This window comes from Streptomyces sp. NPDC043876, from assembly GCF_056435825.1.
Genome location: NZ_JBWKDV010000007.1, coordinates 214,890 through 241,405, shown reverse-complemented (window position 1 = coordinate 241,405; position 26,516 = coordinate 214,890). Strand labels below are relative to the sequence as shown.

The following is a 26,516-nucleotide window of genomic DNA, read 5'->3' as shown; positions in this document are numbered from 1 at the left end:
CGGAGCCCCACCCCATGACGTACCCGACGACGGACCGCCCCGCCGCTCGCGTCACCTCGCCGCAGGACCTGTGGTTGCGCGGTTTCCGGCCCGCCGGCGCCACGTCGCTCCGGCTCGTCTGCTTCCCGCACGCCGGCGGCTGGGCGAGCTTCTTCCGCCCCTGGGCGGACCTGCTCCCGGACGCCTACGACCACCGGGTGGTCCAGTACCCGGGCCGTGAGGTCCGGATGAGCGACCCGTACGCCACAGACCTGCACGAACTCGCCGAGCAGATCACCGAGGTGCTGCTGCCCCTGCGCGACCTGCCGCTGGCGCTCTTCGGGCACAGCATGGGCGCGACGCTCGCCTACGAAGTGGCGCGGCGACTACAGGAGAGGGGCCTCCCGCCGCACCACCTCGTCGTCTCGGGGCACGCCGCCCCCGGCACCCGGCAGCCCGGCACCGTCCATACCCTGGACGACGCCGCGTTCCTGTCCCGGATCAGGGACCTCGGCGGCATCGACGACGAGGTGCTGGCCCATCCCGAGCTGGTCGACCTCGTCCTCGGCCCGCTGCGCAGTGACTACCGGCTCATCGAGACGTACCTCCCCCGCGAGACGCCCGTCCTGTCCTGCCCGGTCACGGCGGTGCGCGGCGACCGGGAGACGGGGCACACCCCGGACCAGGCCCGTGCCTGGGGCGAGCTGACCGACAGCGGATTCACCCTGCTCACGCAGCCCGGTGGCCACTTCTACCTGAAGGACCGGGCGGCCCAGCTGATTGCCGGGCTGTTGCCGCGGCTGGCCCTTCCCACTGATCTGGAGACCCTTGATGACGCAGATGACACACGTGATTGACGCGCCGACCGGCGCGCCGGTTCCGGCGGCGGCCCAGGCGTGGGAGGACGGCCGCGCGCTGCCGGCCCTCGTGCGTGCGGCGGCTCCCGGAGCGGACCTCGCGGAGTGGATCCGCACCAACCGGCCGCTCGTGAACGACCTGGCCGTACGGGCCGGAGCGGTCCTCTTCCGCGGCTTCGCGGTCGCCGGCTCCGCGGAGTTCCGCTCCGTGATGGATGCCGTGTCCGACCGGGTCCTGGAGTACGGAGAGCGGTCCTCACCCCGTACCGAAGTGTCGGACGGCATCTACACGTCCACCGAGTACCCCGCCGACCAGCACATCCTGCTGCACAACGAGCAGTCGTACACGGACAACTGGCCGATGCGGATCGTCTTCTGCTGCGAGCGGCCCGCCGAGCGCGGCGGCCGCACCCCGCTCGCCGATTCGCGCCGGGTGCTCGCGGCACTGCGCCCCGAGACGGTCGAGAAGTTCGAACGCCTCGGCGTGAGTTACGTGCGCAACTACATCCCGGGGATCAGCCTGTCCTGGCAGGAGGCGTTCCAGACGGACGACCCCGAGCAGGTCACCGCGTACTGCGAGGCCGCGGGCATCGCCGTCGAGTGGGTGGAGGGGGGCCAGCTCAGGACCCGTCAGACCCGCCCCGCCGTGCACACCCACCCGGTGACGGGCGAGCGGACCTGGTTCAACCACGCGGTGTTCTTCCACATCACCTCGCTGCCCGAGGAGGTCAGCACCGGGCTGCGCGAGGCGCTGGAGGAGGAGGACTTGCCGTACAACACGTACTACGGCGACGGCACCCCCATCGAGGACGGGACGCTGGCCGAACTGCGCGCGGCCTTCGCCGCCGAGACCACGGGCTTCGACTGGGAGCCCGGCGACGTCCTGCTCGTGGAGAACATGATCACGGCTCACGCCCGGGAGCCCTTCGAGGGCGCCCGTCGCGTCCTCGCCGCGATGTCGGACCCGGTGCGTCCGGCCGCCGGGGAAGGCGCCGCGGCATGACCGAGGACTTCACCGCGGGCCGGGTCCTGACCGCCCCCGTGGACCCGGAGCCGTTCCTCCTGAAGATCGAGGCGGCCGACCCCGGGTTGCGCCTCGACCCGTGGATCTCCGCGAACCACGCGCGGCTCACCGACGAACTCGACCGCCACGGCGCCCTGCTCTTCCGGGGCTTCGCGCTCGAAAGCCCCGAGGACTTCGGCGCGGCCGCCCGGGCGTTCTCGCCCGAACTGCTCGACTACCTGGAGCGGGCGGCGCCCCGCACCGAGATCGCCGACAAGGTCTTCACCTCCACCGAGCTCAGCGAGGACCGGTGGATCGCCTTCCACCACGAGATGTCGTACTCCCACAACTGGCCCGGCAGGCTGTACTTCTACGGCGACCGGCCCTCGCCGACGGGTGGCGCCACGCCCGTCGCCAGCGAGCGTGCGGTCCTCCCCAGGATTCCGGCCGAGCTGCGCGAGCGCTTCCAGCGCCACGGGGTCGGTTACGTGCGCAACTACAGCCCTGACCTCGACATCCCCTGGCAGGTCGTCTTCCAGACCGAGGACCGCGCGGAGGTGGAGGCTTACTGCCGGGCCTCGCGCACCGAATTCGAGTGGATCGGCCGCGACGCGCTGCGGACCCGGGCCGTGCGCCAGGCCGTCTCCCGGCACCCGCGCACGGGTGAGACGGTGTGGTTCAACCACGCCCACCTCTGGCACATCTCCACCCTGCCCAGCGACGTGGGCGCCTACCTGCTGGAGGAGTACGGGGCGGACGGCGTGCCGCGCAACGCCTTCTACGGCGACGGCTCGCCGATCGAGGACGAAGCGGTCGAGCTCATCGGCGAGCTCTACCGGGAGGCCGCCGTCTCCCTGCCCTGGCAGCGCGGCGACGTGCTCGTGGTCGACAACTTCCTCGCCACGCACGCCCGGGAACCGTTCCGCGGCGACCGGCGCATCCTCGTCGCCATGTCCGACCTGCACGTGAACCGGGACATCCGGTGACCGGTCCCGGGAGGTACGCGATCACATGACGGCCACCGCGCACGTCCTCCCCACGAAGTGGCCCATCGCGCTGCCCGTGCCCGCGGACGGTTCGGCGGACCTGTGGCTGCTGCGTGTCCCGGAGGACGTGCCGGCCGCCCTGGACCTGTCCGTCCTCGACGAGCACGAACGGCGCCGGGCCTCCTCCTTCGCCAGGGACCTGGACCGCCGCCGCTACACGGTCGCGCACCTCACGCTGCGCCGGCTGCTCGGCGCCTACCTGGGCGTGCCGGCGCGGGAGGTGCGCTTCCACTCGGAGCCCTGCCCCTGCTGCGGCGCCCCGCACGGCCGTCCGGCCGTGGCGGGGGCCCGTACCCCGCTGCACTTCTCGCTGTCGCACGGCGGCGATCTGGTGCTGGTGGGTGTGGCGTCGGTACCGATCGGCGTCGATGTGGAAGTACTGCCGCAGCCGGAGGTCGTCACCGAACTCGCCGCCACCCTGCACCACGCGGAGGCGCGCGAGGTGCTGGCGGCCGCGCCCGGGGACAGCAGCTCGGTCTTCGCCCGCCTGTGGGTGCGCAAGGAGGCGTACCTGAAGGGCATCGGCACCGGTCTCGGCCGGGACCTGGACCTGGACTACCTGGGGGAGGATCCCGGCACGGACGGCGCCCCACCGGGGTGGCGGATCGTCAACATCGGCGGCCTCCCCGGCCACGCCGCTGCCGCCGCACTCCACACCGGGCGCGCCGTCGCGCCCAGTGTCCATCGGCTGGACCCCGCGTTCATCGGGTCGGTCCCGGCACTCGCGGGGGTCTGACCCCGGACGCAAGCCGTGAACCGCCGCGGCCCCCGACCGGGGGCCGCGGCGCCGCATCGCCCAGGAGAATCCCCATGTCGACGGTCCAGGTCCTGCCCGTGCTCGCTGCCGCAGTCGGCGCCCCTCCGGACCCGCAGCCCACGGGAGACCGCGCCTCGCGGATGCGGCGCCGCCTGGAGCGCCTCCTGGGCACCCCGGCCACCGAAGGCAACGGCGTGCTGCCGCTGCGCAACGGCGACGAGATCTTCTCGGCGATGCTGGCGAGCATCGGCTCGGCACGCGCGACCGTCGACATGATGACCTTCGTGTACTGGCGGGGTGCGATCGCCCGCGAGTTCGCGACCGCGCTCGCGGACCGGGCACGGGCCGGCGTACGGGTGCGCCTGCTGCTCGACGGCTTCGGCAGCCGGCTCATCGAGGAGGAACTGCTGTCCGAGCTGCGCCGGGCCGGAGTCCACGTGGCCTGGTTCCGCAAGCCCTTGTGGCTGTCGCCGCTCAAGCAGAACCACCGTTGCCACCGCAAGGTGCTCGTCGTCGACGAGACGACCGCCTTCACCGGTGGGGTGGGCATCGGCGAGGAGTGGTCGGGAGACGTGCGCCACGCGGGGGAGTGGCGCGAAACCCACTTCCGGGTGCGCGGTCCCGCGGTGGACGGGCTGGCGGCCGCCTTCGTCCAGAACTGGGCGGAGTGCCATGGCACCCTCTTCGACGACCGGGACCGGTTCGCCGAGCACCCGCCCGGGGGGCAGGCAGTCGTCCAGGTGGTGCGGGGCTCGGCGAGCGTCGGATGGCAGGACGTGCGGACCCTGCTGCGGGTCGTGCTCGAATCGGCGGAGGTCAGGATCCGGCTGACCACCGCCTACTTCGCCCCGGATGCCCGGTTCGCCGGGCTGCTCGCGGCCGCCGCGCGCCGGGGAGTGGACGTGGAGCTGATCGTGCCCGGGGCGCACACGGACAAGCCGGTGTGCCGGCTGGCCGGGCAGCGGCTCTACGCGGGGCTGCTCGACGCGGGGGTGAGGATCTGGGAGTACGGGCCGTCGATGATGCACGCCAAGGTGCTCACCATGGACGGCACGCTCTCCCTCGTGGGCTCCGCCAACTTCAACCGCCGTTCCCTCGACCACGACGAGGAGGTCGTGCTCGCCGTCCTGGACGAGGAGCTGACCGCCGCCCTGGACGGGCACTTCGACCAGGACCGGGCGCTCAGCGAGGGCATCGACGCCGGCACGTGGTCCGCGCGATCCCCGTTGCGGCGCCTGCGGGAGCACTCGATCGTTCCCATCCGCCGCTTCCTGTGACGAGTCCGGGCGCGCCCGGCCCGCCTGGACCCCCGGGACCGCGGCTCCCGGTGGCTGCGCAGGCCGCTCCGGTTACCTGTCGAGCTGGTTCGAGAGGATCCGTTCGGCGATGTTGTTCCGCAGCGACGCCGCGGGGGAGCTGTCGGGCTTGCGTTCCGCCTGGTCACGGAAGCAGGCGAGGAACTCCTCCGCGATACCGAGGCGGGGATAGCGCTCCAGCACCTCGGCCTTGAACTCCGGCGAGAAATCGTCCATGTACCGGCCCGAGATGTCCATGCTGGTCGAACGCTCCAGCAGGTAGCCCTCCGGGTCCGTGTGCACGTCGACCTCGTCCAGCATGTGGGCGACGACGACCTCCATCAGCCGCTTGCGGCGCGGCACCGGCCAGGCGGCGCCGGCGGCGAACACCCATGCCACGTGGCCGCTCGCGTCGTCGAAGCCCACGGTGTGGCTGTCGAACTCCGGCACCAGGGCGATGTCGTGGAACATCGCGCCGACGTACATCAGCTCGGGATCAAAATCGATCCCCTCCGCGGTGGCGTGGGCGGCCGCCCAGACATAGGCCCGCACGGAGTGGTTCAGCAGCGCCGGGGAGCAGTAGGCGGTGGCCACTTCCAGGGCGGTGGTGCACGCCCGGGTCTCGGGCATCTTGAACGCGTCGAATGTCATACCGGCGAGTATTGCCTGGTGGAACGTGCCGTCCCGAACCGGCCCCGGCCTCGTGGAGTCAGCGGGTGAGTGTTTCACGTGAAACATCCGGCCCGGGTGGGGCGGTCGGGCCGCGGCAGGTCGGGGCAGGTCGGGGCAGGTCGCGGCAAGTCGGGGCAGCGCGGCGGACGCCGGGAGCGGACGGGGCGTAGCCGCTGCCGGTGTCCCCCGGACGGGCCAGTCACGCGGCCGGGCGGCCTGCCGTGGCCGAGAGTGGGGAGGGCATCGAGCCAGGGGGGCCCACCACGCCGGAGGCGTTCACACCATGGGAATCTTCGACTTCCTCAAGTCCGACAAACAGAGGGCGCACGACGCCGCGGAGAAGGTGAAGGAGCAGGTCGAACAGCAGGCCGCCGCCCGGGCAGCCGCGCCGAGCGCCCCGGCGGGCACCGCCACGTACGGCGACGCGTCGGCCGCGGCGACCAGGGAGGCCGCGGACCGGATGGCGGACCGGGCCCGCGCCGCCGCCCCGACGGCCACCCCGCCCAAGCCCGCGCCGCCCGCACCGCAGCCGGGCACGGCCGCACCGAGCCCGGCGCCGGCCGCACCGAAGCCCGCTGCGGCCGCACCCAAGCCCGCGCCGGACGCGCCCCACCGGCCCGCCGGGGCGGCGGCCAAGCCCGGGCCCGTGGCCAAGAAGCGCACCTACACGGTCCGGACCGGGGACTCCCTCTCCGCCATCGCCCGCCGCGAGCTGGGCAACGAGGCCCGCTGGCGCGAGCTGTACGCCATGAACAAGGGCGTCGTCGGCTCCAACCCCGACCTGATCCGCCCGGGCATGCTGCTCACCCTGCCCAACTGAGCGCGGACGGCGTGACATGACGACGGGGCCCGGATCCACTTACGGATCCGGGCCCCGTCGCCGTTCTCGCACGCGCCCTTACGGCTGCTGCTGCTCCTCGTCGGCCGCCGACTGCTCCTTCGCCGCCAGCTCCTCCTCGAAGGTCGCCGCCGCCTCGCCGTCGCGCGCCGACACCTCGGTCGCGGCGGGCGGCTCCACCAGCCAGTCCGGGTTCGACTGCTGGTCCCACCACTTCCACGCGGCGTAGGCCCCGCCGGCGAGCAGGCCGACCAGCGCGACGCCCTTGAACAGGCGGCCGCGCCGCGCCCGGCGCTCGTTGCGCCGGACCAGCTTCTGCACGTCCTGGGCCGACACCTGCCCGCGCAGCGCGGCCAGTGCGGCGGTCGACCGCGAAGCGGCCTCCTCGGCCACCGGCTGCGCCGCCGCGAGCGCGCTCTCCAGCTTCGGCGCCGTGTAATCGGCCGCCTGCCGCGCGGCCTTGCGGGTCTGGACCACGGCGCGGGTCGCCGCCCGGTCGACGTTCGGCGGAACGTGGGCGCGCGCCGACAGCACGCGGGGATGCAGATGGCTGTCGTAGGCCGTCCGGGCCTGGCGGGCCGCTTCACCGGCGGCGTACGCAACCTTCGGTGACAGGCGTACGTTCGCCTCGTGGGCGTAGTGGGCGGCGGCGTCCTTGGCGGTTCCCGCGTACGGCGCCACCACCTCGGCTGCGTGCCGCATGCTGTCCCTCGCGCTCTCGGCCGCGGCGTGCACGCTGTCCTTGCGGGTCACGGGATCCTCCTCCTTGGTGGCGGACACGGTTCGGCGGACACGGTTCACCTTTCCACCCTTTCCCGGATCATGCCTGTGATGCCGCACCGCGGCATGGTGACAGGGCATCCGAGTGGCCTATTTCCTCCTCGTGCGGCACTCCGTGGGAAGATTCGGCCGACCAGTAGTGATGACGATGGAAGGCAGATTCGTGGCCGCGAAGCTTTTCGCCACCCTCAAGACGAACCAGGGCGACATCGAGATCGAGCTGCTGGCGAACCATGCCCCGAAAACCGTCCGGAACTTCGTGGAACTGGCCAAGGGCGAGCGCGAGTGGACCCGCCCCTCCGACGGCCAGAAGACCACCGAACCGTTCTACGACGGCACCGTCTTCCACCGGGTGATCAGCGGTTTCATGATCCAGGGCGGTGACCCGCTGGGGAACGGCACCGGGGGTCCCGGGTACCAGTTCGCCGACGAGTTCCACCCCGACCTGGCCTTCACCAAGCCGTTCCTGCTGGCCATGGCCAACTCCGGGCCGGGCACGAACGGCTCCCAGTTCTTCATCACCGTCGCACCCACCGCCTGGCTGACCCGCAAGCACACGATCTTCGGCGAGATCACCGACAAGGCCAGCCAGGCCGTCGTCAGCGCCATCGCCTCCGGGGCGACCAACCCGCGCACCGACCGTCCCGTGGAGGACGTGATCATCAAGGCCGTGGTGATCGAGGAGCGCTGACCCGCACCCGACGCACGGGACCGCGTTCGACGGAGGGAACCGATGGACAGCGACCGCACCGGCACCGGACGGGCCCCGGGCTGCTACCGGCACCCCGGCCAGGAGACCGGGATCAGGTGCGCCCGCTGCGAGCGCCCGATCTGCACCGACTGCATGATCAGCGCCTCGGTGGGGTTCCAGTGCCCCGAATGCGTCCGCGGCGGCTCCGGTACGGGCCACTCCGCGTCGCCGAACACCCCGCGCACCCTCGCGGGCGGCGCCGTGGCCGCGGACACCGCGCTGGTGACCCGGATCCTGGTGGGGATCAACGTCGCGGTGTTCCTCGCGGCCCTCGTCGCCCCCGCGGTGCTGGCCCCGCTGGAGCTGATCGGCCGGTACGTCGACTATCTGGGCGGCCCGCTGGAAGGCGTGTCCACCGGCCAGTACTACCGGCTGCTGACCTCGGTCTTCCTGCACGAGCAGTGGTGGCACATCATCGGCAACATGACGGCCCTGTGGTTCCTCGGGGCCCCGCTGGAGGCGGCCCTCGGCCGGGCCCGCTACCTCGCCGTGTACCTGCTGTCCGGGCTGGGCGGCAGCGCGCTGGTCTACCTGCTGACCCCGCCGAACATGCCGACCCTGGGCGCGTCCGGGGCGATCTTCGGGCTGCTGGGCGCCACCGTCGTGCTGATGCGGCGGATGCGGTACAGCATGCGCCCGATCGCCGTGATGGTCCTGCTGATGCTGCTGCTGACCTTCGTCCCGATCGGAGGGACCGGGGAGATCTCCTGGCAGGCCCACATCGGCGGGCTGGTGACCGGCGCGCTGGTCGGTCTGGGCATGCTGGCGCCCGCGGCCTCGGCCGGGAAGCGGCGGGCGCTGGTCCAGTGGGGGACCTGCGCGGCCGTGTTCCTGCTGGCGGTCGCCGTCGTGCTCCTGCGGACATCAGAGCTGGTCTGAGGCCCTTTTACGGGCCCTCGACCACCCGTCCGCCACCTCGGAAAAGTCACACCGGCGTCAACTCTCCACAGAGTTATCCACAGATCTTCTGCCTTTTTCCTCAGGTGTGGATGACGCTGTGGATAACTCATGGGGAGAGCTTGCTTCAGGCCCTGGTTACTGCTGTGCTACCGCCTGGAAGCGGTCGCGTCACCGTGCGGTCACTTCCACTGCGTCGAGACGCCGAAGCCTGCCGCGATGAAGCCGAAACCGACCACGATGTTCCAATTGCCGAGGGATTCGATCGGCAGCTGGGTGTCGGTCACATAAAAGACGACGATCCAGGCGAGACCGATCAGGAAGAACGCCAGCATCACCGGGGCTACCCAGCTGCGGTTGGTCAGCCTGATCGTCTGCGCCTGCTTCGCCGGCGGCGGGGTGTAATCGTCCTTCTTGCGGATACGTGACTTCGGCACGAGGGTCTCTCCTGTCGATGCGCTGGGGACCTTGCCTCCCCCGGGCGTCCGTTAGCGTAGTGGGTCTGTGGCGTTGAAGGAGAAGGGTACGTTGAGCAATTCCGACGACTCCTCCGCGGGTCCCCGTCGCCGGGTCGCACCGGTGCGGCTGCTGACGGCCGCCGTGTTCGCCCTGGCCGGGCTGATCTTCGTCACCAGTTTCAACACGTCCAAGGGTACGAACATCCGCACGGACGGCTCGCTCCTGAAGCTCTCGGACCTCATCCACGAACGCAGCCAGAACAACGCCGAACTCGACGCCTCCACGGCCGAGGTGCGCCGCGAGGTCGATGCGCTGGCCGACCGCGACGACGGCAGCACCAAGGCGGAGGACGCCAAACTGGCGGCCCTGCGCGCCGCCGCCGGCACCGAGGAGCTCTCCGGCAGGGCCGTGTCGGTGACCCTCAACGACGCCCCGCCGAACGCCACCGCCCGCATCCCCAACGTCCCCGAGCCGCAGCCCAACGACCTGGTGATCCACCAGCAGGACCTCCAGGCCGTGGTCAACGCCCTGTGGCAGGGCGGCGCCCGCGGCATCGAGGTCATGGACCAGCGCCTGATCTCCACCAGTGCGGTGCGCTGCGTGGGCAACACCCTGATCCTGCAGGGCCGGGTGTACTCGCCGCCCTACAAGGTCACGGCGATCGGCGACCCGGGCGCGTTGCGCAAGGCGCTCGCCGCCTCTCCGGCCATCCAGAACTACCAGCTGTACGTCAACGCCTACGGGCTGGGCTGGAAAGTCGAGGAGCAGAAGGCGCTGACACTTCCGGGCTACTCCGGCACAGTGGACCTCCACTATGCGAAGCCCGTGGAGTCCGCGTCCGCGTCCTGAGCCGGGACGACGGCCGTCCGCCCAGGCCGTACTGCGGCTGCTGGTGCGGACGTTCAGCGAGGTGTGCCTGACCGCCGGCACGGTGATCGTGCTCTTCGTCGGCTACGTCCTGCTGTGGACCGGGGTCAAGGCCGACCGGGCCATGGACGGCGAGAGCGCCCGGCTGCACGACCGCTGGTCGGCGGCGGCCCCCGCGGCGGCGGCCGGGCCCGGCGCCACCGCCACGCCCCCTGCCGCCCCGCCGACCCCGGCCCCCGCTCCGGCCCCCGAGGCGGGCCGGGCCTTCGCCGAGATGTACGTCCCGCGCTTCGGAGCGGACTGGCGCAAACCGGTGCTGGAGGGCACCGGGACCGACGTCCTGAAGAAGGGCCTCGGCCACTACGCGGACACCGCGCTCCCGGGCGCCGGGGGCAACTTCTCGGTCGCCGGGCACCGGCGCACGTACGGCGACCCCTTCAAGGATTTCCCCGCCCTGCGCCCCGGCGACCTGGTGATCGTCAAGGACGCGTCCGCCTGGTACACCTACACCATCCGGAACGAGCCGCTGCGGACCCTGCCCACCGACGTCGCGGTGGTCGATCCCGTACCCCGCAAGTCCCCCTTCACCTTGCCGGGCCGGTACCTCACCCTGACCACCTGTGATCCGGAATGGGGCCACAGCCACCGGCTGATCGTCTGGGCGGAACTCACCGGCGCCAGGACGGCCGCGCAGGGCCCGCCGCAGGGATTGCCCGGCTGACCCACCGGGGACGCCCCGTGGCTTTAGGCTGGTGCGGTACCGCCCCCGCGGTACGCGGAGGGAAAGGGACGCGGACGGCATGTACGGCTGGATCTGGCGCAATCTGCCGGGCAACGCGTGGGTACGCGCGCTGATCTCCCTCGTGCTGATCCTGGCGGTGGTGTTCGTGCTCTTCCAGTACGTCTTCCCGTGGGCCGAGCCGCTCCTTCCGTTCAACGATGTGACCGTCGACGAGGGATCGGGAGCCACCGGGTGAACGCGCGCATTCTGGTCGTGGACAACTACGACAGCTTTGTCTTCAACCTGGTCCAGTACCTCTACCAGCTCGGCGCCGAGTGCGAGGTCGTGCGCAACGACGAGGTCGCCCTCGGCCACGCCCAGGACGGTTTCGACGGCGTCCTGCTCTCCCCGGGACCCGGCACGCCCGAGGAGGCCGGGGTCTGCGTCGAGATGGTCCGCCACTGCGCGGGCACCGGCGTACCGGTCTTCGGCGTGTGCCTCGGCATGCAGTCGATGGCGGTGGCGTACGGCGGGGTCGTCGGCCGCGCCCCCGAGCTGCTGCACGGCAAGACCTCCCCGGTCGTCCACGAGGGCCAGGGCGTTTTCGCGGGACTGCCGTCGCCCTTCACCGCGACCCGCTACCACTCCCTCGCCGCCGAGCCGCTGACGCTCCCGGCCGAGCTGGAGGTCACGGCGCGGACCGAGGACGGGATCATCATGGGGCTGCGCCACCGCGAGCACGACGTCGAGGGCGTGCAGTTCCACCCCGAGTCGGTGCTGACCGAGTGGGGCCACAAGATGCTCGCCAACTGGCTGGTGCGCTGCGGTGACGCGGGCGCCGTGGCCCGCTCGGTGGGGCTGGCCCCGGTGGTGGGCAAGGCCGTCGCGTGACCTCCCTCGCGCCGTCCGCGCCCCCCGGGGGCAGGGCCGCGCGGCGCAGGGCCGCTCAGGAAGCCGCCAAACGCGCCTCCCGGCGCGGCGGCAGACGCCGCAAGACGGCGGGCGGCCCGGGCGGTGGCGCCCCGGACGGCGTCGCGACGGGCCGCAGCGGTACGCGCCGACGGGCCCGGCGGCGGCCCGGCGGCGGACCGGCGGTGGTCGCGAGCAGGCTCGCCGGGGAACTGTTCATCACGCTCGGCCTGGTGATGCTGCTCTTCGTCACCTACCAGCTCTGGTACACCAACGTCCTGGCCGAACGGCAGGCGAACGGCGCCGCGGGCTCCCTGCGCAGTGACTGGGACACCGACGGGGCGGCGCCGCCGGCCCCGGCCTTCTCCCCCGGTCAGGGCTTCGCGATCCTGTACGTCCCCAAGCTGGACCTGAAGGTCCCGGTGGCCGAGGGGATCAGCAAGCCGAAGGTGCTGGACCGGGGCATGGTCGGGCACTACGGCGGCGAGGGGTCGCCGCAGTCGGGGATGCCGTCCGACAAGCAGGGCAACTTCGCACTGGCGGGCCACCGCAACACCCATGGCGAGCCCTTCCGTTACATCAACCGCCTCGAAGCCGGGGACAAGGTCGTGGTGGAGACCCGGGACGCGTACTACACGTACGAGGTGACCTCGGCGCTGGCGCAGACACCGCCGACGAACGTCTCCGTGATCAAGCCGGTGCCCGAGGGATCGGGCTTCACGGCTCCCGGGCGGTACATCACGCTGACGACCTGCACCCCCGAATTCACCAGCACGTACCGGTTGATCGTCTGGGGGAAGATGGTGGACGAACGCCCCCGCGCCAAGGGCGCTCCCGCCGCGCTCGCGCAGCGGTAGCGGCCGCCGTCCGCAGATCCCGCCGTCCGCCGGCTCCCGGCTCCCGAACCGCCCGCACCACCGCAGAGGACGAACCCGCAGTGTCACGTGCCCACCGCGCCGATCCCCGCGCCGGAGCCGGCCGCCCGAGCCGGCTCGCCGGCTTCCTCAGCCTGCTGGGCGAACTGCTGATCACCCTGGGCCTGGTGCTCGCCCTGTTCGTGGCGTACTCGCTGTGGTGGACGAACGTCCTGGCCGACCGGGACGCCGCGCGGCGCGGTGACACGGTCCGCCGCCAGTGGCAGGCGGGCCCGCCCTCGGCGACCCCGCAGGCCGGCGCCCTCGACACCCGCGACGGCATCGGCTTCCTGCACGTGCCGGCGATGAGGAACGGCGAGGTGCTGGTCAAGCGCGGCACGTCGGCCGAGGTCATCAACGACGGCGTGGCCGGGTACTACACGGATCCGGTGAAGTCCGCGCTGCCGTGGGACGCGCGGGGCAACTTCGCGCTGGCCGCGCACCGCGACGGGCACGGGGCCAAGTTCCACAACATCGACAAGGTGAAGACGGGCGACGCCGTCGTCTTCGAGACCCGCGACAGCTGGTACGTCTACAGGGTCTTCGCCGAGCTGCGCCAGACGTCGAAGTACAACACCGACGTGATCAACCCGGTCCCCAAGGAGTCGGGGAAGACCGCGCCCGGCCGCTACATCACGCTCACGACCTGCACGCCGGTCTACACATCGAAGTTCCGGTACGTGGTGTGGGGCGAGCTGGTCCGTACGGACGCGGTGGACGCGAAGCGCACCCCGCCGCCCGAGCTCCGCTGACCCCACCGACCGCGGCCCCCGTGGCGGGTGGCCCGGGACGGCCCCTGGGCGGCCCTCTCCCGCACGCACGGGAAGCTCTGGCCCTAGGGCCAGAGCTTCCCGTGTCATGCCGTGTACGGGGCGTGTGCGCGCCCGGAGTCGCCGCGGATCAGCGGTGGTTGCCGATCCCGCCGAGGAGCCCGGTGCCCTGGTTGTTGCCGCCCTGCTGTCCCGGCATCGTGTTGACGTTCACCGCGGAACCGGCGGCCACCGGCTGACCGAAGCCCGGGTCGGTGCTCAGGATCGTCGCGGTGTCGTCCGAGGGACCGGAGAGAACCGAGCCGAGGGTCAGCCCGCGGGCCGTCAGCTCCTGCCGCGCCTGGGCCAGCGTCCGGCCGGCCAGGAAGGGCACGGTGGTCGACTGGGCGGCCTTGGCGATGGTGACGTTGACCGCGGTCCCCGGCTCGACGGACGAACCGGCGTCCAGCGCCTGCCCGATGATCGTCTTCGGCGGAGCGGTCGAGTCGGCCTCGGTGGTGCTGCCGAGCTTGAGCTTGGCGTCGTTCAGGAGCTTGACCGCCTGCTCCCTGGTCTTGCCGGTCAGATCGGGCACGACCGACTTCGACGGCTCCTTGGCCACGGTCAGGGTGATGACCGTGCCCCTTTCGACGGAGCTGCCGGCCTTCAGGTTCTGGGCCAGGACAATGCCCGGGGTGCTGTCGTCCTCCTGGTTCTTGCGCTCGACCTGGAAGCCCTTGGCCTTGAGCTTCGCCTCGGCCTGGTCGAACGTCATCCGTACGACGTCGAGGACGTCGACCTTCGGCGGGCCCGTGGACACCTTCACCTTGATGACCGAGTTCTTGTCGACCTTGAGGTCGGCCGCCGGGTCCTGCGTGCAGACGTTGCCCTTGGGCTGGTCCTCGCACGCCTCCTCGGCCGTCTTCTCAATCTTCAGCCCGACGTTCGCCGCGCGGCTGCTCGCGCGGTCGAAGCTGTCGCCGACCAGCTTGGGCACGGTCGGCCGGTTGTCGGCCTTGCCGTCGAACAGGGAGCGCCCGATCAGGATCGCGCCGACCAGGACGAGGACCCCGGCCGCCACGAGCAGGATGGTCGAGGCCCGGCTCTTCTTCTGGCTCTGGCGGCGGCGCGGATTCTGGTCGTAGCCGCCGTGGCCCTGGTCGCCGTACCCGTAACCGCCGTCGCCGGGCGGCATCGGCGGCATCATCGAGGTCTGGCCGGCGTCGGCGGCGCGCAGGGCGGTGGTCGGCTGGTCGTAGCCGTGGTGGTGCTGGTCCGGGTAGCCGTAGGCGCCGTAGCCCGCGCTCATGTTGGCGGCCGCGGCGACGGGCTGGCCGTCGAGGCAGGCCTCGATGTCGGCGCGCATCTCGTCGGCGGACTGGTAGCGGTAGTCGGGGTCCTTGACCAGCGCCTTGAGGACGATGGCGTCCATCTCGGGCGTGATCTCGGGGTCGAAGTTGCTCGGGGGCTGCGGTTCCTCGCGCACGTGCTGGTACGCGACGGCGACCGGGGAGTCGCCGATGAACGGGGGCCGCACCGTGAGCAGTTCGTACAGCAGGCAGCCCGCGGAGTAGAGGTCGGAGCGCGCGTCGACCTGCTCGCCCTTGGCCTGCTCCGGGGAGAGGTACTGGGCGGTGCCGATGACGGCGGCGGTCTGCGTCATGGTCATGCCGGAGTCGCCCATGGCGCGGGCGATGCCGAAGTCCATCACCTTGACCTGCCCGGTGCGCGTCAGCATGACGTTCGCGGGCTTGATGTCGCGGTGGACGATCTGGGCGCGGTGCGAGTACTCCAGGGCCTGGAGGATGCCGATGGTCATTTCCAGGGTGCGCTCGGGCAGCAGCTTGCGCCCGGAGTGCAGGAGTTCGCGCAGGGTGGAGCCGTCGACGTACTCCATCACGATGTACGGGATGGAGATGTTGTCGACGTAGTCCTCGCCGGTGTCGTACACGGCGACGATGGCGGGATGGTTGAGCGAGGCGGCCGACTGGGCCTCGCGCCGGAACCGAGCCTGGAAGGACGGGTCGCGGGCGAGGTCGGCGCGCAGTGTCTTGACGGCGACGGTACGGCCGAGCCGGGTGTCGTGGGCGAGGTAGACCTCGGCCATGCCACCGCGGCCGAGCACGTGGCTCAGCTCGTACCGACCGCCGAGGCGACGCGGCTCTTCCATAACGTTCCAGCCCTCTCCGTCAGTCCCGACCGTGCCCGTGGCAGGGCCGGCGGTGCGCTGTTCGCGCAAAGGCTACCGGCCGCGTGTCGCTGATCGGCCCGTGACCACAGGCCGATACCGGACCGGTACCGTGTGCTCCCACGTGCGCGGGGACCGTGATCCGGATCACTCGCGGGCCCCCGCGGGAGCCGCGCGGGCCCGGGGTGCGGGCCGGTCGTATCGGGGCCATCCGCGGCTCAGCCCTGGCTCTTGATCACGGCGTTCATGACGGCGAGGGCGACGGGCGCGGCGAGGCCGCCACCGGTGATGTCCTCGCGGTCGGCCTGGGAGTCCTCGATCACCACGGCGACGGCGACGGGCGAGCCCTTGTCGGTCTTGGCGTAGGAGATGAACCAGGCGTAGGGGCGCTTGGCGTTCTTCTCGCCGTGCTGCGCGGTGCCGGTCTTGCCGCCGACGGTGACGCCGTTGATCTTGGCGCCGGTACCGGTGCCGTTCTCGACGACGTCGACCATCATCTGCTGGACCTTCTGCGCGTTCGCGGGGGAGAGCGGGCGGCTCATCTCCTCCGGCTCGTGCTTCTCCAGGACGTCCAGGTTGGGGGCGGTCACCTTGTCGACCATGTAGGGCTTCATCAGCTTGCCGTCGTTGGCGACGGCGGCGGCGACCATGGCCATCTGGAGCGGCGTGGCGGCGGTGTTGAACTGGCCGATGGCGCTCTGCGCGTTGCCGTCGCGGCCCATGGTCTTGTCGTAGACGCTCGCGAACGCGCGGACCGGGACGTCGATCTTGTCGTTGTTGAAGCCGAACTTCTGGGCGGTCTCCAGCATTTTGTCGCGCCCCACCTTGTCGCCGACGTTGGCGAAGACGGAGTTGCAGGAGACTTCCAGCGCGAACTTCAGGGTGGCCTTCTCGCAGCCGCTCGCGTGGTTGGGCAGCTGGGTCTTGGTGCCCGGCAGGATGTACGGCTCGGGGGTGTCCGTGGGGGCGTCGATGTTGCTGACCACACCGTGCTCCAGCGCGGCGGCGGCGGTGACGACCTTGAAGGTGGAGCCGGGCGGGTAGGTCTCGCGCAGGGCGCGGTTGACCAGGTTCTTGTCCTCGCTGTCCTTGAGGGCGACCCAGGCCTTCTCGTCGGCCTTGGAGTTGCCGGCGAAGGTGGAGGGGTCGTACGAGGGGGTGCTGGCCAGCGCCAGGATCGCGCCGGTGCGCGGGTCGATGGCGGCGACCGCGCCCTTCTTGTTGCCGAGCGAGGTGAAGGCGGCCTTCTGGGCGGCGGCGTTCAGCGTGGTGACGACGTTGCCGCCCTGCTTCTTCTCGCCGGTGAACATGCCGATGGTGCGGTCGAAGAACAGCCGGTCGTCGTTGCCGGTGAGGATGCCGTCTTCCAGCGATTCGAGCTGCGTGGAGCCGAAGGCCTGCGAGGCGTACCCGGTGACCGGCGCCCACATGGGGCCGTCCAGGTAGGTGCGCTTGAACTTGTAGTCGCTGCCGTTCGTGACGACCGAGCCGGTGATGGGCTGGCCGCCGACGATGATGTTGCCGCGCTCCGAGGCGTACTGGGCGATCTGGACCCGGCGGTTCTCCTTGCGGGTGCTGAGGTCCTCGGCCTTGACGTACTGGAGCCAGTTGGTCCGCAGCAGCAGGGCGAGGACGAGCAGCCCGCAGAAGATCGAGATGCGGCGCAGGGGCTTGTTCATGAGGGTCGGACCACCTGGGTCATCTCGGAGTCGGGGGACGGAGCCGGTGCCGGGGCGGGACGGCGTGCGGTGTCGCTGATCCGGATGAGGATCCCGATGAGGGCCCAGTTCGCGAGGACGGAGGAACCGCCGGAGGCGAGGAAGGGCATGGTCATGCCGGTGAGCGGGATGAGGCCCATGACGCCACCCGCGACGACGAAGACCTGGATGGCGAAGGCGCCCGAGAGGCCGATCGCGAAGAGCTTGCCGAAGGGGTCGCGCGCGGCGAGCGCCGTGCGGACGCCGCGCTCGATGATCAGGCCGTAGAGCAGCAGGAAGGCCATGACGCCCGCGAGCCCGAGTTCCTCGCCGACGGTGGAGAAGATGAAGTCGGAGTTCGCGGCGAAGAGGATCAGGTCGGAGTGGCCCTGGCCGAGGCCGGTGCCGAGGACCCCGCCGGAGCCGAAGCTCATCAGCGACTGGCCGACCTGCTCGCAGGCGCCGGAGGTGGCGTAGCAGGCGAAGGGGTCGAGCCAGGCGGTGACGCGGACCTTGACGTGGCTGGCGGTGGTGCCGACCACGACGGCGCCCGCGACGCTCATGAGCAGGCCGATGACGATCCAGCTGGTGCGCTCGGTGGCGACGTACAGCATGATCACGAACATGCCGAAGAAGAGGAGCGAGGTGCCGAGGTCGTTCTCGAAGACGAGGACGAGCAGGCTCACGCCCCAGATCATCAGGATGGGGCCGAGGTCGCGGCCGCGCGGCAGGTAGAGCCCCATGAAGCGGCGGCTGGCCAGGGCCAGGGCGTCGCGCTTGACCATCAGGTACCCGGCGAAGAACACCGCGATGATGATCTTCGCGAACTCACCCGGCTGGATGGAGAACCCGGCCAGGCTGATCCAGATCTTGGCGCCGTAGACGTCCGCGCCGAGGCCCGGGATCACGGGCAGGATCAGCAGGACGAGCGAGACCGCCATGGAGATGTACGTGAACCGCTGGAGCGTGCGGTGGTCCTTGAGCAGCAGCAGCACGCCCGCGAACAGGGCGAGGCCGACGGCCGTGTAGAACATCTGGTTCGGCGCGGAGGGGGAGAACCCGCCGAACTGCCGCTTGGCCAGGCTCTGGAGCCGCTCGGACTGGTCCAGGCGCCAGATGAACACCAGGCCCAGCCCGTTGAGCAGGGTCCCCAGCGGAAGCAGCAGCGGGTCGGCGTACTTGGCGTACCGGCGCACGACGAGGTGGGCCAGGCCGGCCAGGAGGCCGAGCCCGAGCCCGTACGCGAACATGCCGGGAGGCAGTTTGCCGTGCACCGCGAGGCCCACGTTGGCGTAGGCGAAGATCGGGATGACCACGGCGAACCCGAGCAGGAACAGCTCGGTGTTGCGCCGGCTCGGCAGCTCGATGGCGCCGATGGTGGTCGTGTTGGTGACAACGCTCATGGTGTGGCAGGCCCCCTGCGCCCGCGTCTGTCTACTGCTTCCCGCACTGTCCGACCAGCTTCTGCTCCTCGGGAGTCAGGCCGGTGCCGGGCGCCGGGGTCTGGTTGGGCTGCCCCTCGGCGGTGCGGCGCGCTTCGTCCTTCTTGCAGGCCGAGGCCTGCACGGCGAGTTCGTCGATCTTCTTGCGGGCGCTGTCGAGGCTGCCTTCGCTGATGGTGCCCTCGACGAGCTTGCGCTGGAAGGGCGGCAGGTACTTCAGCTCGATGTCCGGCTGGTCCGTCTCGACCGAGGAGAGCTTGATCCAGGCGAGGTTCTGGCTGATGCCCCGGTAGAGCGCCACGTGCTCGTCCTTGACGCCGACGTAGTACTGCGTCTGCGTCCAGCGGTGGGCGGCGTAGAGCCCGCCGCCGATCAGCCCCACGGCGATCAGCAGCATCAGCGTCCGGGTCGTCCACTTGCGCCCTTTGCTGCGGCGCCTGCGCGGGTGGTCGTAGGTGTCGTCGTAGGCGGAGGAGTCGCCGTCGTAGCCGTCGGCTTCGCCGAAGCTCCCGTACGCGCCGCCGCCCGCTCCGTTGCCGCCGTAGCCCGCGTCGGGCGCGGCGCCGTAGCCGGGGGCCTCACCGCTGCCGGGGGGCCCGAAGGCGCCGGGCGGCGGGGTGGCCCGGCGGCCGAGCCCGGAGGCGCGGCCCGCGGGGGTCTGCATGGCGTTGCCGCCGTCGAAGAGCTGGTGCTGGTTCTCGGCGACCGCGCCCACGACCACCGGGGTGTCGTTGAGCTGGGCGGCGAGGGTGTCGCCGCTGTCGGTGTCGAGGACGTCCGCGACGATGCAGGTGATGTTGTCCGGTCCGCCGCCGCGCAGGGCGAGCTGGATCAGCGCCTGCACGGTCTCGTGCGGCCCGTGGTAGTCGGCGAGGGTCTCTTCCAGGGTCTGGTGGGAGACCACGCCGGACAGGCCGTCGGAGCAGATGAGGTAGCGGTCGCCGGTCCTGACCTCGCGGATCGAGAGGTCGGGTTCCACGTGCTCGCCGCTGCCCAGAGCTCTCATCAGGAGCGAGCGCTGGGGGTGGGTCGTGGCTTCCTCTTCGGTGATCCGGCCCTCGTCGACCAGCCGTTGCACCCAGGTGTGGTCCTGGGTGATCTGGGTCAGCAGGCCGTCGCGCAGCAAGTAGGCGCGGGAGTCGCCGACGTGGACGAGCCCGAGCCGCTGACCGGTCCACAGCAGGGCGGTGAGCGTGGTGCCCATGCCCTCCAGCTGGGGGTCCTCCTCGACCATGACGCGCAACTGGTCGTTGGCCCGCTGCACGGCCGTGGCCAGCGAGGTCAGGATGTCGGAGCCCGGGACGTCGTCGTCGAGCTGGACCAGGGTGGAGATCACCTCGGAACTCGCGACCTCGCCGGCCGCCTGGCCGCCCATGCCGTCGGCGATCGCGAGCAGGCGGGGACCGGCATAGCCGGAGTCCTCGTTGCCCTCGCGGATCATGCCCTTGTGCGATCCGGCGGCGAACCGCAGGGACAGACTCATGCGCACCTGCCCAGTCGACGATGCCTCCGGGTACAACCGGTCTCGAGCCACACTGCCCACCCTCCGGTCGGGAGCGCGCGCGGGTCCGTCGCCCCAGGGGGACGGACCGCCGCGGCTCGCTCGCTCCGCTCGCTCATTCTCGTACTACTTCCGCAGCTCGATGACGGTCTTGCCGATGCGGATCGGGGCGCCCGGAGGAATGGGCGTCGGGGTGGTCAGCCGGGTCCGGTCGAGATACGTGCCGTTGGTGGACCCGAGATCCTCGACGATCCACTGGCCGTCACGGTCGGGGTAGATCCTGGCATGGCGGCTGGAGGCGTAGTCGTCGTCCAGCACGATGGTGGAGTCGTGCGCCCGGCCCAGCGTGATGGTCTGGCCCTGGAGGGCGACCGTCGTACCGGTGAGGGTTCCTTCGGAGACGACGAGCTTGGTCGGGGCACCGCGGCGCTGGCGCTGCTGCGGTGGCGCGGCCTGACGGCCGCCGCCCGACTGCTGCTGCGGCGCGCGGTTGTCGCCGCCGCGGCGGGAGCCGCGCTGCGTCACCCGCGTTCCGAAGAGATCGCTGCGGATGACCTGGACGGCCACGATGACGAACAGCCACAGAACGGCCAGGAAACCCAACCGCATGACCGTGAGGGTCAGCTCTGACATTGCCCCCGCTTCACCCTTCGGCTTGCCTGTAAATGATGGTCGTGTTGCCCACGACGATCCGCGAGCCGTCGCGGAGCGTAGCGCGGGTGGTGTGCTGCCCGTCCACCACGATGCCGTTGGTGGACCCGAGATCCTGGATCGAGGGAGGCGTTCCGGTCCGGATCTCACAGTGCCGGCGCGAGACGCCGGGGTCGTCGATCCGCACGTCGGCTTCGGTGCTTCGGCCGAGTACGAGCGTGGCGCGCGAGATCTGGTGGCGGGTGCCGTTGATCTCGATCCAGCAGCGGGTGGCGCCGCCGGAACCCGGCAGCGGACCGGGGCCCGGGCGCCGCGGGGGCTCGCCCGGGGGGTTGTGGGGCATGGGCGGGGCGGCCACGGGCGGATACCCGTAACCGCCGGGGCGGCCCTGCCCCTGGCCCGGACCCGGGCCGTGCGCGGGGCCGGAGCCCTGCGCCTGACCCGCGTCGGCCTGCGGCTGGGAGGTGCTGGAGGCGAGGGTGCGACTGCGGACCCGGTACAGACCGGTGTCGAGGTCGTCCGCCTTCTCCAGGTGGACCTTGATCGGTCCCATGAAGCTGTAGCGCTGCTGCTTGGCGTAGTCCCGGACCAGGCCGGCCAACTCGTCGCCGAGCTGTCCGGAGTAGGGACTCAGCCGGTCGTAGTCGCCCGCGCTCAGTTCCACGATGAAGTCGTTGGGGACGACGGTCCGCTCGCGGTTCCAGATGGTCGCGTTGTTGTCGCACTCGCGCTGGAGCGCGCCCGCGATCTCGACCGGCTGGACCTCGGACTTGAAGACCTTGGCGAAGGTGCCGTTCACCAGACCTTCGAGTCGCTGCTCGAACCGCTTCAGGACTCCCATGGGGCACCTCCTCCGTCGTTGTCGCCCTGTACTGCTTACTGATCGTATCCACGCGTGGCGGATTCGGCTGGTTCCCCTCCGGGTCCGCAGCGAGGAGTGTTGGTCCTCACAAGGGATCGTAGGGGCGCCCGGAGAACAGTGTCCCGCACCCGGAGCGCTGTCCGGGAGTGCCTGGCGGGAGCGTGCCCGGCGGTCGGGGAAAGCGATGTGAATCCACCCCGTCCGACGTGCTAATGTTCCGATGTCGCCAGGGGAACGGCCCGCAAGGGAAGAACCGCTGGGGAGCTGCTCGGGCGAGTGGCGGAACGGCAGACGCGCTGGCTTCAGGTGCCAGTGTCCTTCGGGACGTGGGGGTTCAAATCCCCCCTCGCCCACTGTGAGAAGCCCCGCAGATCATTTGATCTGCGGGGCTTTTTCGTGCGCGGCCGCCGGGCGACTTTCGTCGGTGCGGGGCGCGACGAAAGAGAGCGGCCCGGCGGCGCGGTCGCTGTCTAGGGTCGGTGCGTGGATGTGACGGCGAGGATGCGAGCGGGCCTGGACTGGCTGAGGGGTCCCGAACCGTGGACCGTGCGGACGCTGGCGGTCGATCTGGTGCTCGTGGCCGTGCTGGTGTTGCTCGGCCTGGGCGTGGAGGAACTGGACAACGGCTCCTCCTCGCGGATGGTGAGCGGCGCCGTGGCCGTGCTGGTCCTCACCCTGCTGCGGCGCCGACTGCCGGTGCTGACGCTGGTGGTGGGCTCGGCGCTCGGCGCGTACCTGCCCGGGGCCTTCCTCGTGACGATCCTGCTGGGCTGGTCGGCGGGGCGCCGGGTGTCCGGGGTCGTGCGGGCCTTCGGCGCCTTCACGGTGGCCCTCGTCGCCTCCGTCGGGTTCAGCGTGCTCAAGGACTGGTCCCAGGGCCGGATCGTGCTGGTGATCGTCTTCGGCACCCTGATGTTCCTCGCGATGACCGTCATGCCCGCGCTCGCCAGCCGCTACTGGTCCCAGCGCCGGACGCTGCTGCGCGCCCTCCAGGAGCGCAACGCCCAGCTCATGCGCGAGCGGGCGATGGTCGCCGGACAGGCGCGGCTGCGCGAGCGGCAGCGGATCGCCCAGGACATGCACGACAGCCTGGGGCACCAACTGGCCCTGATCTCGGTGCACACGGGAGCGCTGGAGGTCGACCCGGTGCTGACCGAGCGGCAGCGCGAGGCGGTCGGGGTGCTGCGGCAGGCCTCGGTCGCGGCCATGCACGAGCTGCGCGAGGTCGTCGGCATCCTGCGCGACGGGGTCGAGGCGCCGGCGGCCGTGGAGGAGTCGGCGGGGCCCGCGGCGCGCGGGGTGGCCGGGATCGCCGGGATCGTGGAGGCGGCGCGCGGTGCGGGGACCGACGTCCAGTTGACCACCTCGGGGCGGCCGCGGCCGCTGGTCGCGGCCTGCGACCACGCGGCGTACCGGATCACGCAGGAGTCGCTCACCAACGCCTACAAGCACGCGCCGGGTGCGGCGATCACGGTGGAACTGCGGTACGAGGACGACTCCCTGGTGGTGGAGATCGCCAACGGCCCGGCGACCGGCCCCGGCGCCGGTGAGGTGGTCTCGGGCGGCCAGGGGCTGACGGGGCTGCGGGAGCGGGCCCGGCTCGTGGGCGGGATGGTGCACACCGCGGCCACGGCGGACGGCGGTTTCCGGGTGGCCGGGGTGCTGCCGTACGGCACGGAACCGGCGGGTGCGCGGGAGACGGGCGCGGAGGAGGTGGCCGACGACTTCGGGCAGCAGCTGCGGGCGCCGCTGGCGAAGGGCGCTCCGGTGCCGGTGGACTGGGCCGCGGTCGACCGGGAGCTGACGCCGGGTCGCAGCCGCACCGGGGGCGTCGCACTGGGCTGCGGGATCGCGGTCGCGGCGCTGGTGGTGCTGGTCATCGTGCTCGGCGCCGCCGTGGCGATGCTGGTGGGCTCCGCGAGCGACGTGACGATCAGCCGGGCCGACTTCGACGCGGCGCGGGTGGGGGAGCCGGAGGACGCGGTCCGGGGACGGCTGCCGAGCGGGGGGAGCGTGCTGACAGAGGGACTGGAGAACAAGGGCCCGGCGGCGCCCGAGGGGTCGCACTGCATGGCACTCTTGGCCGCCGGGAACTCGGACCTGACCACCGACAGCGTTTTCCGGTTCTGCTTCAAGGACGGCAGGCTCGTGGAGAAGCAGGCGTACGAGGTCGGGCAGTAGCGGCGGTCAGGCAGTGGCGGCGGTCGAGCAGCGCTGGTAACGGCGGCGGGAGCGGAGGGCGGGTGACGGGCGTGGTGGGGACGACGGGTGCGGCCGGGTCGGCCGGGGGGACGCGGGCGACGGTGATCAGGGTGGTGATCGCCGACGACGAGCCGCTCATCCGGGCCGGGATCAGGATGATCCTCACCTCGGCGCCGGACATCGAGGTGGTCGCCGAGGCGGCGAACGGGCGGGAGGCCGTGGAGCTGGCGCGCTCCCACGCGCCCGATGTGGTGCTGCTGGACATCCAGATGCCGGTCATGGACGGGCTGAGCGCGCTCGGGGAGCTGGTGCGGGCGGCCCCCTCGGCGCACGCGCTGATCCTGACGACCTTCGGGGAGCGGGAGAACGTCCTGCGGGCGCTGTCCCACGGCAGCGCCGGCTTCCTGCTGAAGGACTCCGCTCCGGCCGAGCTGATCGGGGCGGTACGGGCGGCGGCGGCCGGTGACGCCTACCTGTCCCCGGCGGCGACCCGGCACGTGGTGGACCAGCTGGCCTCGGGGCAGCGGGCGGGGCGCGGCGAGGACGCGCGCCGCCGGGTCGCGGCGCTGAGCGAACGGGAGCGCGGGGTCCTGGCCCTGCTGGGCGAGGGGCTGTCGAACGCGGACGCGGGGCGGCGGCTGCACATGAGCGAGGCGACGGTGAAGACGTACGTCAGCCGGATCCTGGCGAAGCTGGAGTGCGAGAACCGGGTACAGGCGGCGCTGCTCGCGCGGGACGCCGGACTCTGACGTACATCTCGACCCCCCTTCCCCGGATCTGTCCCGATCGGTACGGTCATCCGCGGACGGGCAGTGATCCAGATCAGTGGTCCAGGCGATCCCTGATGCGAACGAGCGTGATCCAGACGTGCGGTGGTCCAGCCGGGCGCGTGATCCAGCGGGGGCGGCACACATGGCGGCAGTACCGGACCGGGGCACGGCGAAGGCCGCCGGCAGGGCTCGTGGCACAGCCGGCGCCAGGGCGGGAGGCACCGCGCGCGCCAAGGCGGGAGGCACGGCGCGCACCGGGGCCGCGGCCGCGGCGGTGCCCGTCGAGCGCATACCGGAGGTCGCGGGGTACGCGGCGCGTGTGAACGCTTCCGGCGCGCAGTCGCGCCGGGCCGAGGGCAAGGCGCTGCGCGGCTCCGTGCCGCGGGCCTCGCACGCCCACTTCGAGGTCGTGGCCGGGCGACCGGACGCGGTACGCGCGGTGGAGGAGTCCAACGTCGGCCGGGTGGCGGAGCTGACGCCGATCCGGGTGGGGCGGATGGCCGCCAATCCCTTCGCGTTCCTGCGCGGGGCGGCGGGCCTGATGGCGCACGACCTGGCGGCCACGCCGGTGACCGGGGTGGGCGCGCAGATCTGCGGGGACGCCCACGCCGCCAACTTCGGGCTGTACGGCGATGCCCGCGGCCGGCTCGTCATCGACCTCAACGACTTCGACGAGACGGTCTTCGGGCCCTGGGAATGGGACCTCAAGCGGCTGGCGACCTCGCTGGTGCTGGCCGGGCGGGTGGCGGGCGCCGACGAGGACACCTGCCGGGCGGCCGCGCTGGACACCGTCGGCGCCTACCGGCGCACGATGCGGCTGCTCGCCAAGCTTCCGGCGCTGGACGCCTGGAACGCGATCGCCGACGAGGAACTGGTCTCGCACACCGACGCCCGGGATCTGCTGGGCACGCTGGAGCGGGTGTCGGAGAAGGCCCGCAACAACACCAGCGCGCGGTTCGCCGCCAAGTCCACCGAGGCCGCTCCCGACGGGAGCCGCCGCTTCGTGGACGCGCTGCCGGTGCTGCGCCGGGTCGGGGACGCGGAGGCGTCGGCGGTCGCGGCCTCGCTCGGTCCTTACCTGCACACGCTCCAGGGGGACCGGCTGCCGCTGCTGGCCCGGTACGCCATCCACGACGTGGCCTTCCGGGTGGTCGGCACGGGCAGCGTCGGCACCCGCTCCTACGTGGTGCTGCTGCTGGACCACCGCGGTGAGCCGCTGGTGCTCCAGGTGAAGGAGGCGCGGCCCTCGGTGCTGCTGCCGCACCTGTCCGCGCTGGGCTTCGACAGCGCGCCGGAGGACCACGAGGGCCGCCGGGTGGTGGCCGGGCAGAAGCGCATGCAGGTCGTCTCGGACATGCTGCTCGGCTGGACCACGGTCGAGGGCCGGCCCTTCCAGGTGCGGCAGTTCCGCAACCGCAAGGGCAGCGTGGACCCGGCGGCGCTCGCCGTGGACCAGATCGACGACTACGGCCGGATGACCGGGGCGCTGCTGGCCCGGGCGCACGCGCACAGCGCCGATCCGCGGGTGCTGGCCGGGTACTGCGGGAAGAACGAGGAACTGGACGAGGCGATCGCCGCCTTCGCCGTGGCCTACGCCGACCGCAGTGAGGCCGACCACGCGGACCTGCTGGTCGCGGTGCGGTCCGGGCGGATTCCGGCCGAGATGGGCGTCTGAGCGATGTTTCACGTGAAACACGGCTTCCGGGCGG

Annotated in this window: 25 protein-coding genes, 1 tRNA gene and 1 pseudogene; 18 read left to right on the top strand and 9 right to left on the bottom strand. The window is 71.7% G+C overall.

Features of this window, described 5'->3' with window-relative positions:
• The first annotated feature begins 14 nt into the window (after nt 1–14).
• From AC0693_RS22930 to AC0693_RS22910, 5 genes are all read left to right on the top strand, one after another.
• Nucleotides 15–836: a thioesterase II family protein gene (locus tag AC0693_RS22930; protein ID WP_478802721.1), complete on the top strand. Its 822-nt coding sequence runs from the start codon at nt 15–17 to the stop codon at nt 834–836.
• Entirely contained in the window at nt 811–1,839 is a 1,029-nt protein-coding gene (locus AC0693_RS22925; RefSeq protein WP_478802720.1) for a TauD/TfdA family dioxygenase, read from the top strand. Before AC0693_RS22930 ends, AC0693_RS22925 begins: the two co-directional genes overlap by 26 nt.
• The gene (locus AC0693_RS22920) at nt 1,836–2,825 is read left to right on the top strand and encodes a TauD/TfdA family dioxygenase (protein ID WP_478802719.1); all 990 of its coding nucleotides are present in this window, start codon (nt 1,836–1,838) and stop codon (nt 2,823–2,825) included. Before AC0693_RS22925 ends, AC0693_RS22920 begins: the two co-directional genes overlap by 4 nt.
• Nucleotides 2,826–2,850: 25 nt before the next feature.
• Nucleotides 2,851–3,621 carry a 4'-phosphopantetheinyl transferase family protein gene (locus tag AC0693_RS22915; RefSeq protein WP_478802718.1) on the top strand — a complete coding sequence of 257 codons (771 nt, stop codon included), beginning with the start codon at nt 2,851–2,853 and terminating at the stop codon, nt 3,619–3,621.
• Nucleotides 3,622–3,695: 74 nt separating this feature from the next.
• Nucleotides 3,696–4,919 (top strand): phospholipase D-like domain-containing protein, encoded by a 1,224-nt coding sequence (locus AC0693_RS22910; RefSeq protein WP_478802717.1) that lies wholly within the window; start codon nt 3,696–3,698, stop codon nt 4,917–4,919.
• 72 nt (nt 4,920–4,991) lie between these two features.
• On the opposite strand, the gene AC0693_RS22905 is transcribed toward AC0693_RS22910, so the two are convergent.
• Entirely contained in the window at nt 4,992–5,588 is a 597-nt protein-coding gene (locus tag AC0693_RS22905) for an HD domain-containing protein (protein WP_478802716.1), read from the bottom strand.
• A 304-nt stretch (nt 5,589–5,892) separates the two neighbouring features.
• Between AC0693_RS22905 and AC0693_RS22900 the strand changes: the two genes are divergently transcribed.
• Nucleotides 5,893–6,429, top strand: coding sequence for a LysM peptidoglycan-binding domain-containing protein (locus AC0693_RS22900; RefSeq protein WP_478802715.1), 537 nt, complete (start codon nt 5,893–5,895; stop codon nt 6,427–6,429).
• Between the two features lie 78 nt (nt 6,430–6,507).
• Here the strand turns inward: AC0693_RS22900 and AC0693_RS22895 are convergent, their stop codons facing one another.
• Nucleotides 6,508–7,200, bottom strand: coding sequence for a DUF5324 family protein (locus AC0693_RS22895; protein ID WP_468467050.1), 693 nt, complete (start codon nt 7,198–7,200; stop codon nt 6,508–6,510).
• A gap of 190 nt (nt 7,201–7,390) precedes the next feature.
• On the opposite strand from AC0693_RS22895, the gene AC0693_RS22890 reads away from it, so the two are divergent.
• On the top strand, nt 7,391–7,918 hold the full coding sequence (locus AC0693_RS22890) for a peptidylprolyl isomerase (protein WP_356403111.1): 528 nt from the start codon (nt 7,391–7,393) through the stop codon (nt 7,916–7,918).
• A 42-nt stretch (nt 7,919–7,960) separates the two neighbouring features.
• A complete protein-coding gene (locus AC0693_RS22885; RefSeq protein WP_478802714.1) occupies nt 7,961–8,857 on the top strand; it encodes a rhomboid family intramembrane serine protease in 897 nt (298 codons plus the stop codon).
• Between the two features lie 200 nt (nt 8,858–9,057).
• Here AC0693_RS22885 and crgA read toward each other — a convergent pair whose 3' ends face one another.
• Nucleotides 9,058–9,312, bottom strand: coding sequence for a cell division protein CrgA (gene crgA, locus AC0693_RS22880; protein WP_214931340.1), 255 nt, complete (start codon nt 9,310–9,312; stop codon nt 9,058–9,060).
• Between the two features lie 91 nt (nt 9,313–9,403).
• Between crgA and AC0693_RS22875 the strand changes: the two genes are divergently transcribed.
• The 6 genes and pseudogenes from AC0693_RS22875 (at nt 9,404) to AC0693_RS22850 (ending at nt 13,497) form a co-directional block, all read left to right on the top strand.
• Nucleotides 9,404–10,183 carry a DUF881 domain-containing protein gene (locus tag AC0693_RS22875; RefSeq protein WP_356403106.1) on the top strand — a complete coding sequence of 260 codons (780 nt, stop codon included), beginning with the start codon at nt 9,404–9,406 and terminating at the stop codon, nt 10,181–10,183.
• A 37-nt stretch (nt 10,184–10,220) separates the two neighbouring features.
• Nucleotides 10,221–10,922: a class E sortase gene (locus AC0693_RS22870; protein WP_478802835.1), complete on the top strand. Its 702-nt coding sequence runs from the start codon at nt 10,221–10,223 to the stop codon at nt 10,920–10,922.
• Between the two features lie 79 nt (nt 10,923–11,001).
• On the top strand, nt 11,002–11,178 hold the full coding sequence (locus tag AC0693_RS22865; protein ID WP_356403104.1) for a hypothetical protein: 177 nt from the start codon (nt 11,002–11,004) through the stop codon (nt 11,176–11,178).
• Nucleotides 11,175–11,813 carry an aminodeoxychorismate/anthranilate synthase component II gene (locus tag AC0693_RS22860; protein WP_356403101.1) on the top strand — a complete coding sequence of 213 codons (639 nt, stop codon included), beginning with the start codon at nt 11,175–11,177 and terminating at the stop codon, nt 11,811–11,813. The genes AC0693_RS22865 and AC0693_RS22860 overlap by 4 nt, the downstream gene beginning before the upstream one ends.
• Nucleotides 11,801–12,688 (top strand): annotated as a pseudogene (locus AC0693_RS22855) (class E sortase); the annotation flags it as partial. The gene AC0693_RS22860 and the pseudogene AC0693_RS22855, both read left to right, overlap by 13 nt.
• Before the next feature lie 80 nt (nt 12,689–12,768).
• Entirely contained in the window at nt 12,769–13,497 is a 729-nt protein-coding gene (locus AC0693_RS22850; protein WP_478802713.1) for a class E sortase, read from the top strand.
• 148 nt (nt 13,498–13,645) lie between these two features.
• Here AC0693_RS22850 and pknB read toward each other — a convergent pair whose 3' ends face one another.
• From pknB to AC0693_RS22820, 6 genes are all read right to left on the bottom strand, one after another.
• Complete coding sequence (gene pknB, locus AC0693_RS22845) at nt 13,646–15,664, bottom strand: Stk1 family PASTA domain-containing Ser/Thr kinase (protein WP_478802712.1); 2,019 nt, start codon at nt 15,662–15,664, stop codon at nt 13,646–13,648.
• A gap of 236 nt (nt 15,665–15,900) precedes the next feature.
• A complete protein-coding gene (locus AC0693_RS22840) occupies nt 15,901–17,361 on the bottom strand; it encodes a peptidoglycan D,D-transpeptidase FtsI family protein (RefSeq protein ID WP_469331077.1) in 1,461 nt (486 codons plus the stop codon).
• Nucleotides 17,358–18,782 carry an FtsW/RodA/SpoVE family cell cycle protein gene (locus tag AC0693_RS22835; protein ID WP_356403089.1) on the bottom strand — a complete coding sequence of 475 codons (1,425 nt, stop codon included), beginning with the start codon at nt 18,780–18,782 and terminating at the stop codon, nt 17,358–17,360. The genes AC0693_RS22840 and AC0693_RS22835 overlap by 4 nt, the downstream gene beginning before the upstream one ends.
• Nucleotides 18,783–18,813: 31 nt before the next feature.
• A complete protein-coding gene (locus AC0693_RS22830) occupies nt 18,814–20,304 on the bottom strand; it encodes a Stp1/IreP family PP2C-type Ser/Thr phosphatase (RefSeq protein WP_469315987.1) in 1,491 nt (496 codons plus the stop codon).
• A 144-nt stretch (nt 20,305–20,448) separates the two neighbouring features.
• A complete protein-coding gene (locus AC0693_RS22825) occupies nt 20,449–20,955 on the bottom strand; it encodes an FHA domain-containing protein FhaB/FipA (RefSeq protein ID WP_356403083.1) in 507 nt (168 codons plus the stop codon).
• A gap of 10 nt (nt 20,956–20,965) precedes the next feature.
• A complete protein-coding gene (locus AC0693_RS22820; RefSeq protein ID WP_468467061.1) occupies nt 20,966–21,814 on the bottom strand; it encodes an FhaA domain-containing protein in 849 nt (282 codons plus the stop codon).
• Between the two features lie 291 nt (nt 21,815–22,105).
• Here AC0693_RS22820 and AC0693_RS22815 point away from each other — a divergent pair.
• The 4 genes from AC0693_RS22815 to AC0693_RS22800 all read left to right on the top strand — a co-directional run bounded on the left by AC0693_RS22815 (nt 22,106) and on the right by AC0693_RS22800 (nt 26,482).
• Nucleotides 22,106–22,188 (top strand) — tRNA-Leu (locus tag AC0693_RS22815).
• Nucleotides 22,189–22,336: 148 nt separating this feature from the next.
• A complete protein-coding gene (locus AC0693_RS22810; protein WP_478802834.1) occupies nt 22,337–24,016 on the top strand; it encodes a sensor histidine kinase in 1,680 nt (559 codons plus the stop codon).
• Between the two features lie 122 nt (nt 24,017–24,138).
• A complete protein-coding gene (locus tag AC0693_RS22805) occupies nt 24,139–24,786 on the top strand; it encodes a response regulator transcription factor (protein WP_356403673.1) in 648 nt (215 codons plus the stop codon).
• 163 nt (nt 24,787–24,949) lie between these two features.
• Nucleotides 24,950–26,482, top strand: a complete 1,533-nt coding sequence (locus tag AC0693_RS22800; protein WP_478802711.1) for a DUF2252 domain-containing protein — start codon at nt 24,950–24,952, stop codon at nt 26,480–26,482.
• Nucleotides 26,483–26,516 lie beyond the last annotated feature (34 nt).

What these genes read in the sequence shown, in the direction of transcription:
- AC0693_RS22930 (WP_478802721.1), top strand. Translation starts at nt 15, where the DNA reads ATGACGTACCCGACGACGGACCGCCCCGCCGCTCGCGTCACCTCGCCG.
- AC0693_RS22925 (WP_478802720.1), top strand. Translation starts at nt 811, where the DNA reads ATGACGCAGATGACACACGTGATTGACGCGCCGACCGGCGCGCCGGTT.
- AC0693_RS22920 (WP_478802719.1), top strand. Translation starts at nt 1,836, where the DNA reads ATGACCGAGGACTTCACCGCGGGCCGGGTCCTGACCGCCCCCGTGGAC.
- AC0693_RS22915 (WP_478802718.1), top strand. Translation starts at nt 2,851, where the DNA reads ATGACGGCCACCGCGCACGTCCTCCCCACGAAGTGGCCCATCGCGCTG.
- AC0693_RS22910 (WP_478802717.1), top strand. Translation starts at nt 3,696, where the DNA reads ATGTCGACGGTCCAGGTCCTGCCCGTGCTCGCTGCCGCAGTCGGCGCC.
- AC0693_RS22905 (WP_478802716.1), bottom strand. Translation starts at nt 5,588, where the DNA reads ATGACATTCGACGCGTTCAAGATGCCCGAGACCCGGGCGTGCACCACC.
- AC0693_RS22900 (WP_478802715.1), top strand. Translation starts at nt 5,893, where the DNA reads ATGGGAATCTTCGACTTCCTCAAGTCCGACAAACAGAGGGCGCACGAC.
- AC0693_RS22885 (WP_478802714.1), top strand. Translation starts at nt 7,961, where the DNA reads ATGGACAGCGACCGCACCGGCACCGGACGGGCCCCGGGCTGCTACCGG.
- AC0693_RS22865 (WP_356403104.1), top strand. Translation starts at nt 11,002, where the DNA reads ATGTACGGCTGGATCTGGCGCAATCTGCCGGGCAACGCGTGGGTACGC.
- pknB (WP_478802712.1), bottom strand. Translation starts at nt 15,664, where the DNA reads ATGGAAGAGCCGCGTCGCCTCGGCGGTCGGTACGAGCTGAGCCACGTG.
- AC0693_RS22840 (WP_469331077.1), bottom strand. Translation starts at nt 17,361, where the DNA reads ATGAACAAGCCCCTGCGCCGCATCTCGATCTTCTGCGGGCTGCTCGTC.
- AC0693_RS22835 (WP_356403089.1), bottom strand. Translation starts at nt 18,782, where the DNA reads ATGAGCGTTGTCACCAACACGACCACCATCGGCGCCATCGAGCTGCCG.
- AC0693_RS22830 (WP_469315987.1), bottom strand. Translation starts at nt 20,304, where the DNA reads ATGAGTCTGTCCCTGCGGTTCGCCGCCGGATCGCACAAGGGCATGATC.
- AC0693_RS22825 (WP_356403083.1), bottom strand. Translation starts at nt 20,955, where the DNA reads ATGTCAGAGCTGACCCTCACGGTCATGCGGTTGGGTTTCCTGGCCGTT.
- AC0693_RS22820 (WP_468467061.1), bottom strand. Translation starts at nt 21,814, where the DNA reads ATGGGAGTCCTGAAGCGGTTCGAGCAGCGACTCGAAGGTCTGGTGAAC.
- AC0693_RS22810 (WP_478802834.1), top strand. Translation starts at nt 22,337, where the DNA reads ATGCGAGCGGGCCTGGACTGGCTGAGGGGTCCCGAACCGTGGACCGTG.
- AC0693_RS22800 (WP_478802711.1), top strand. Translation starts at nt 24,950, where the DNA reads ATGGCGGCAGTACCGGACCGGGGCACGGCGAAGGCCGCCGGCAGGGCT.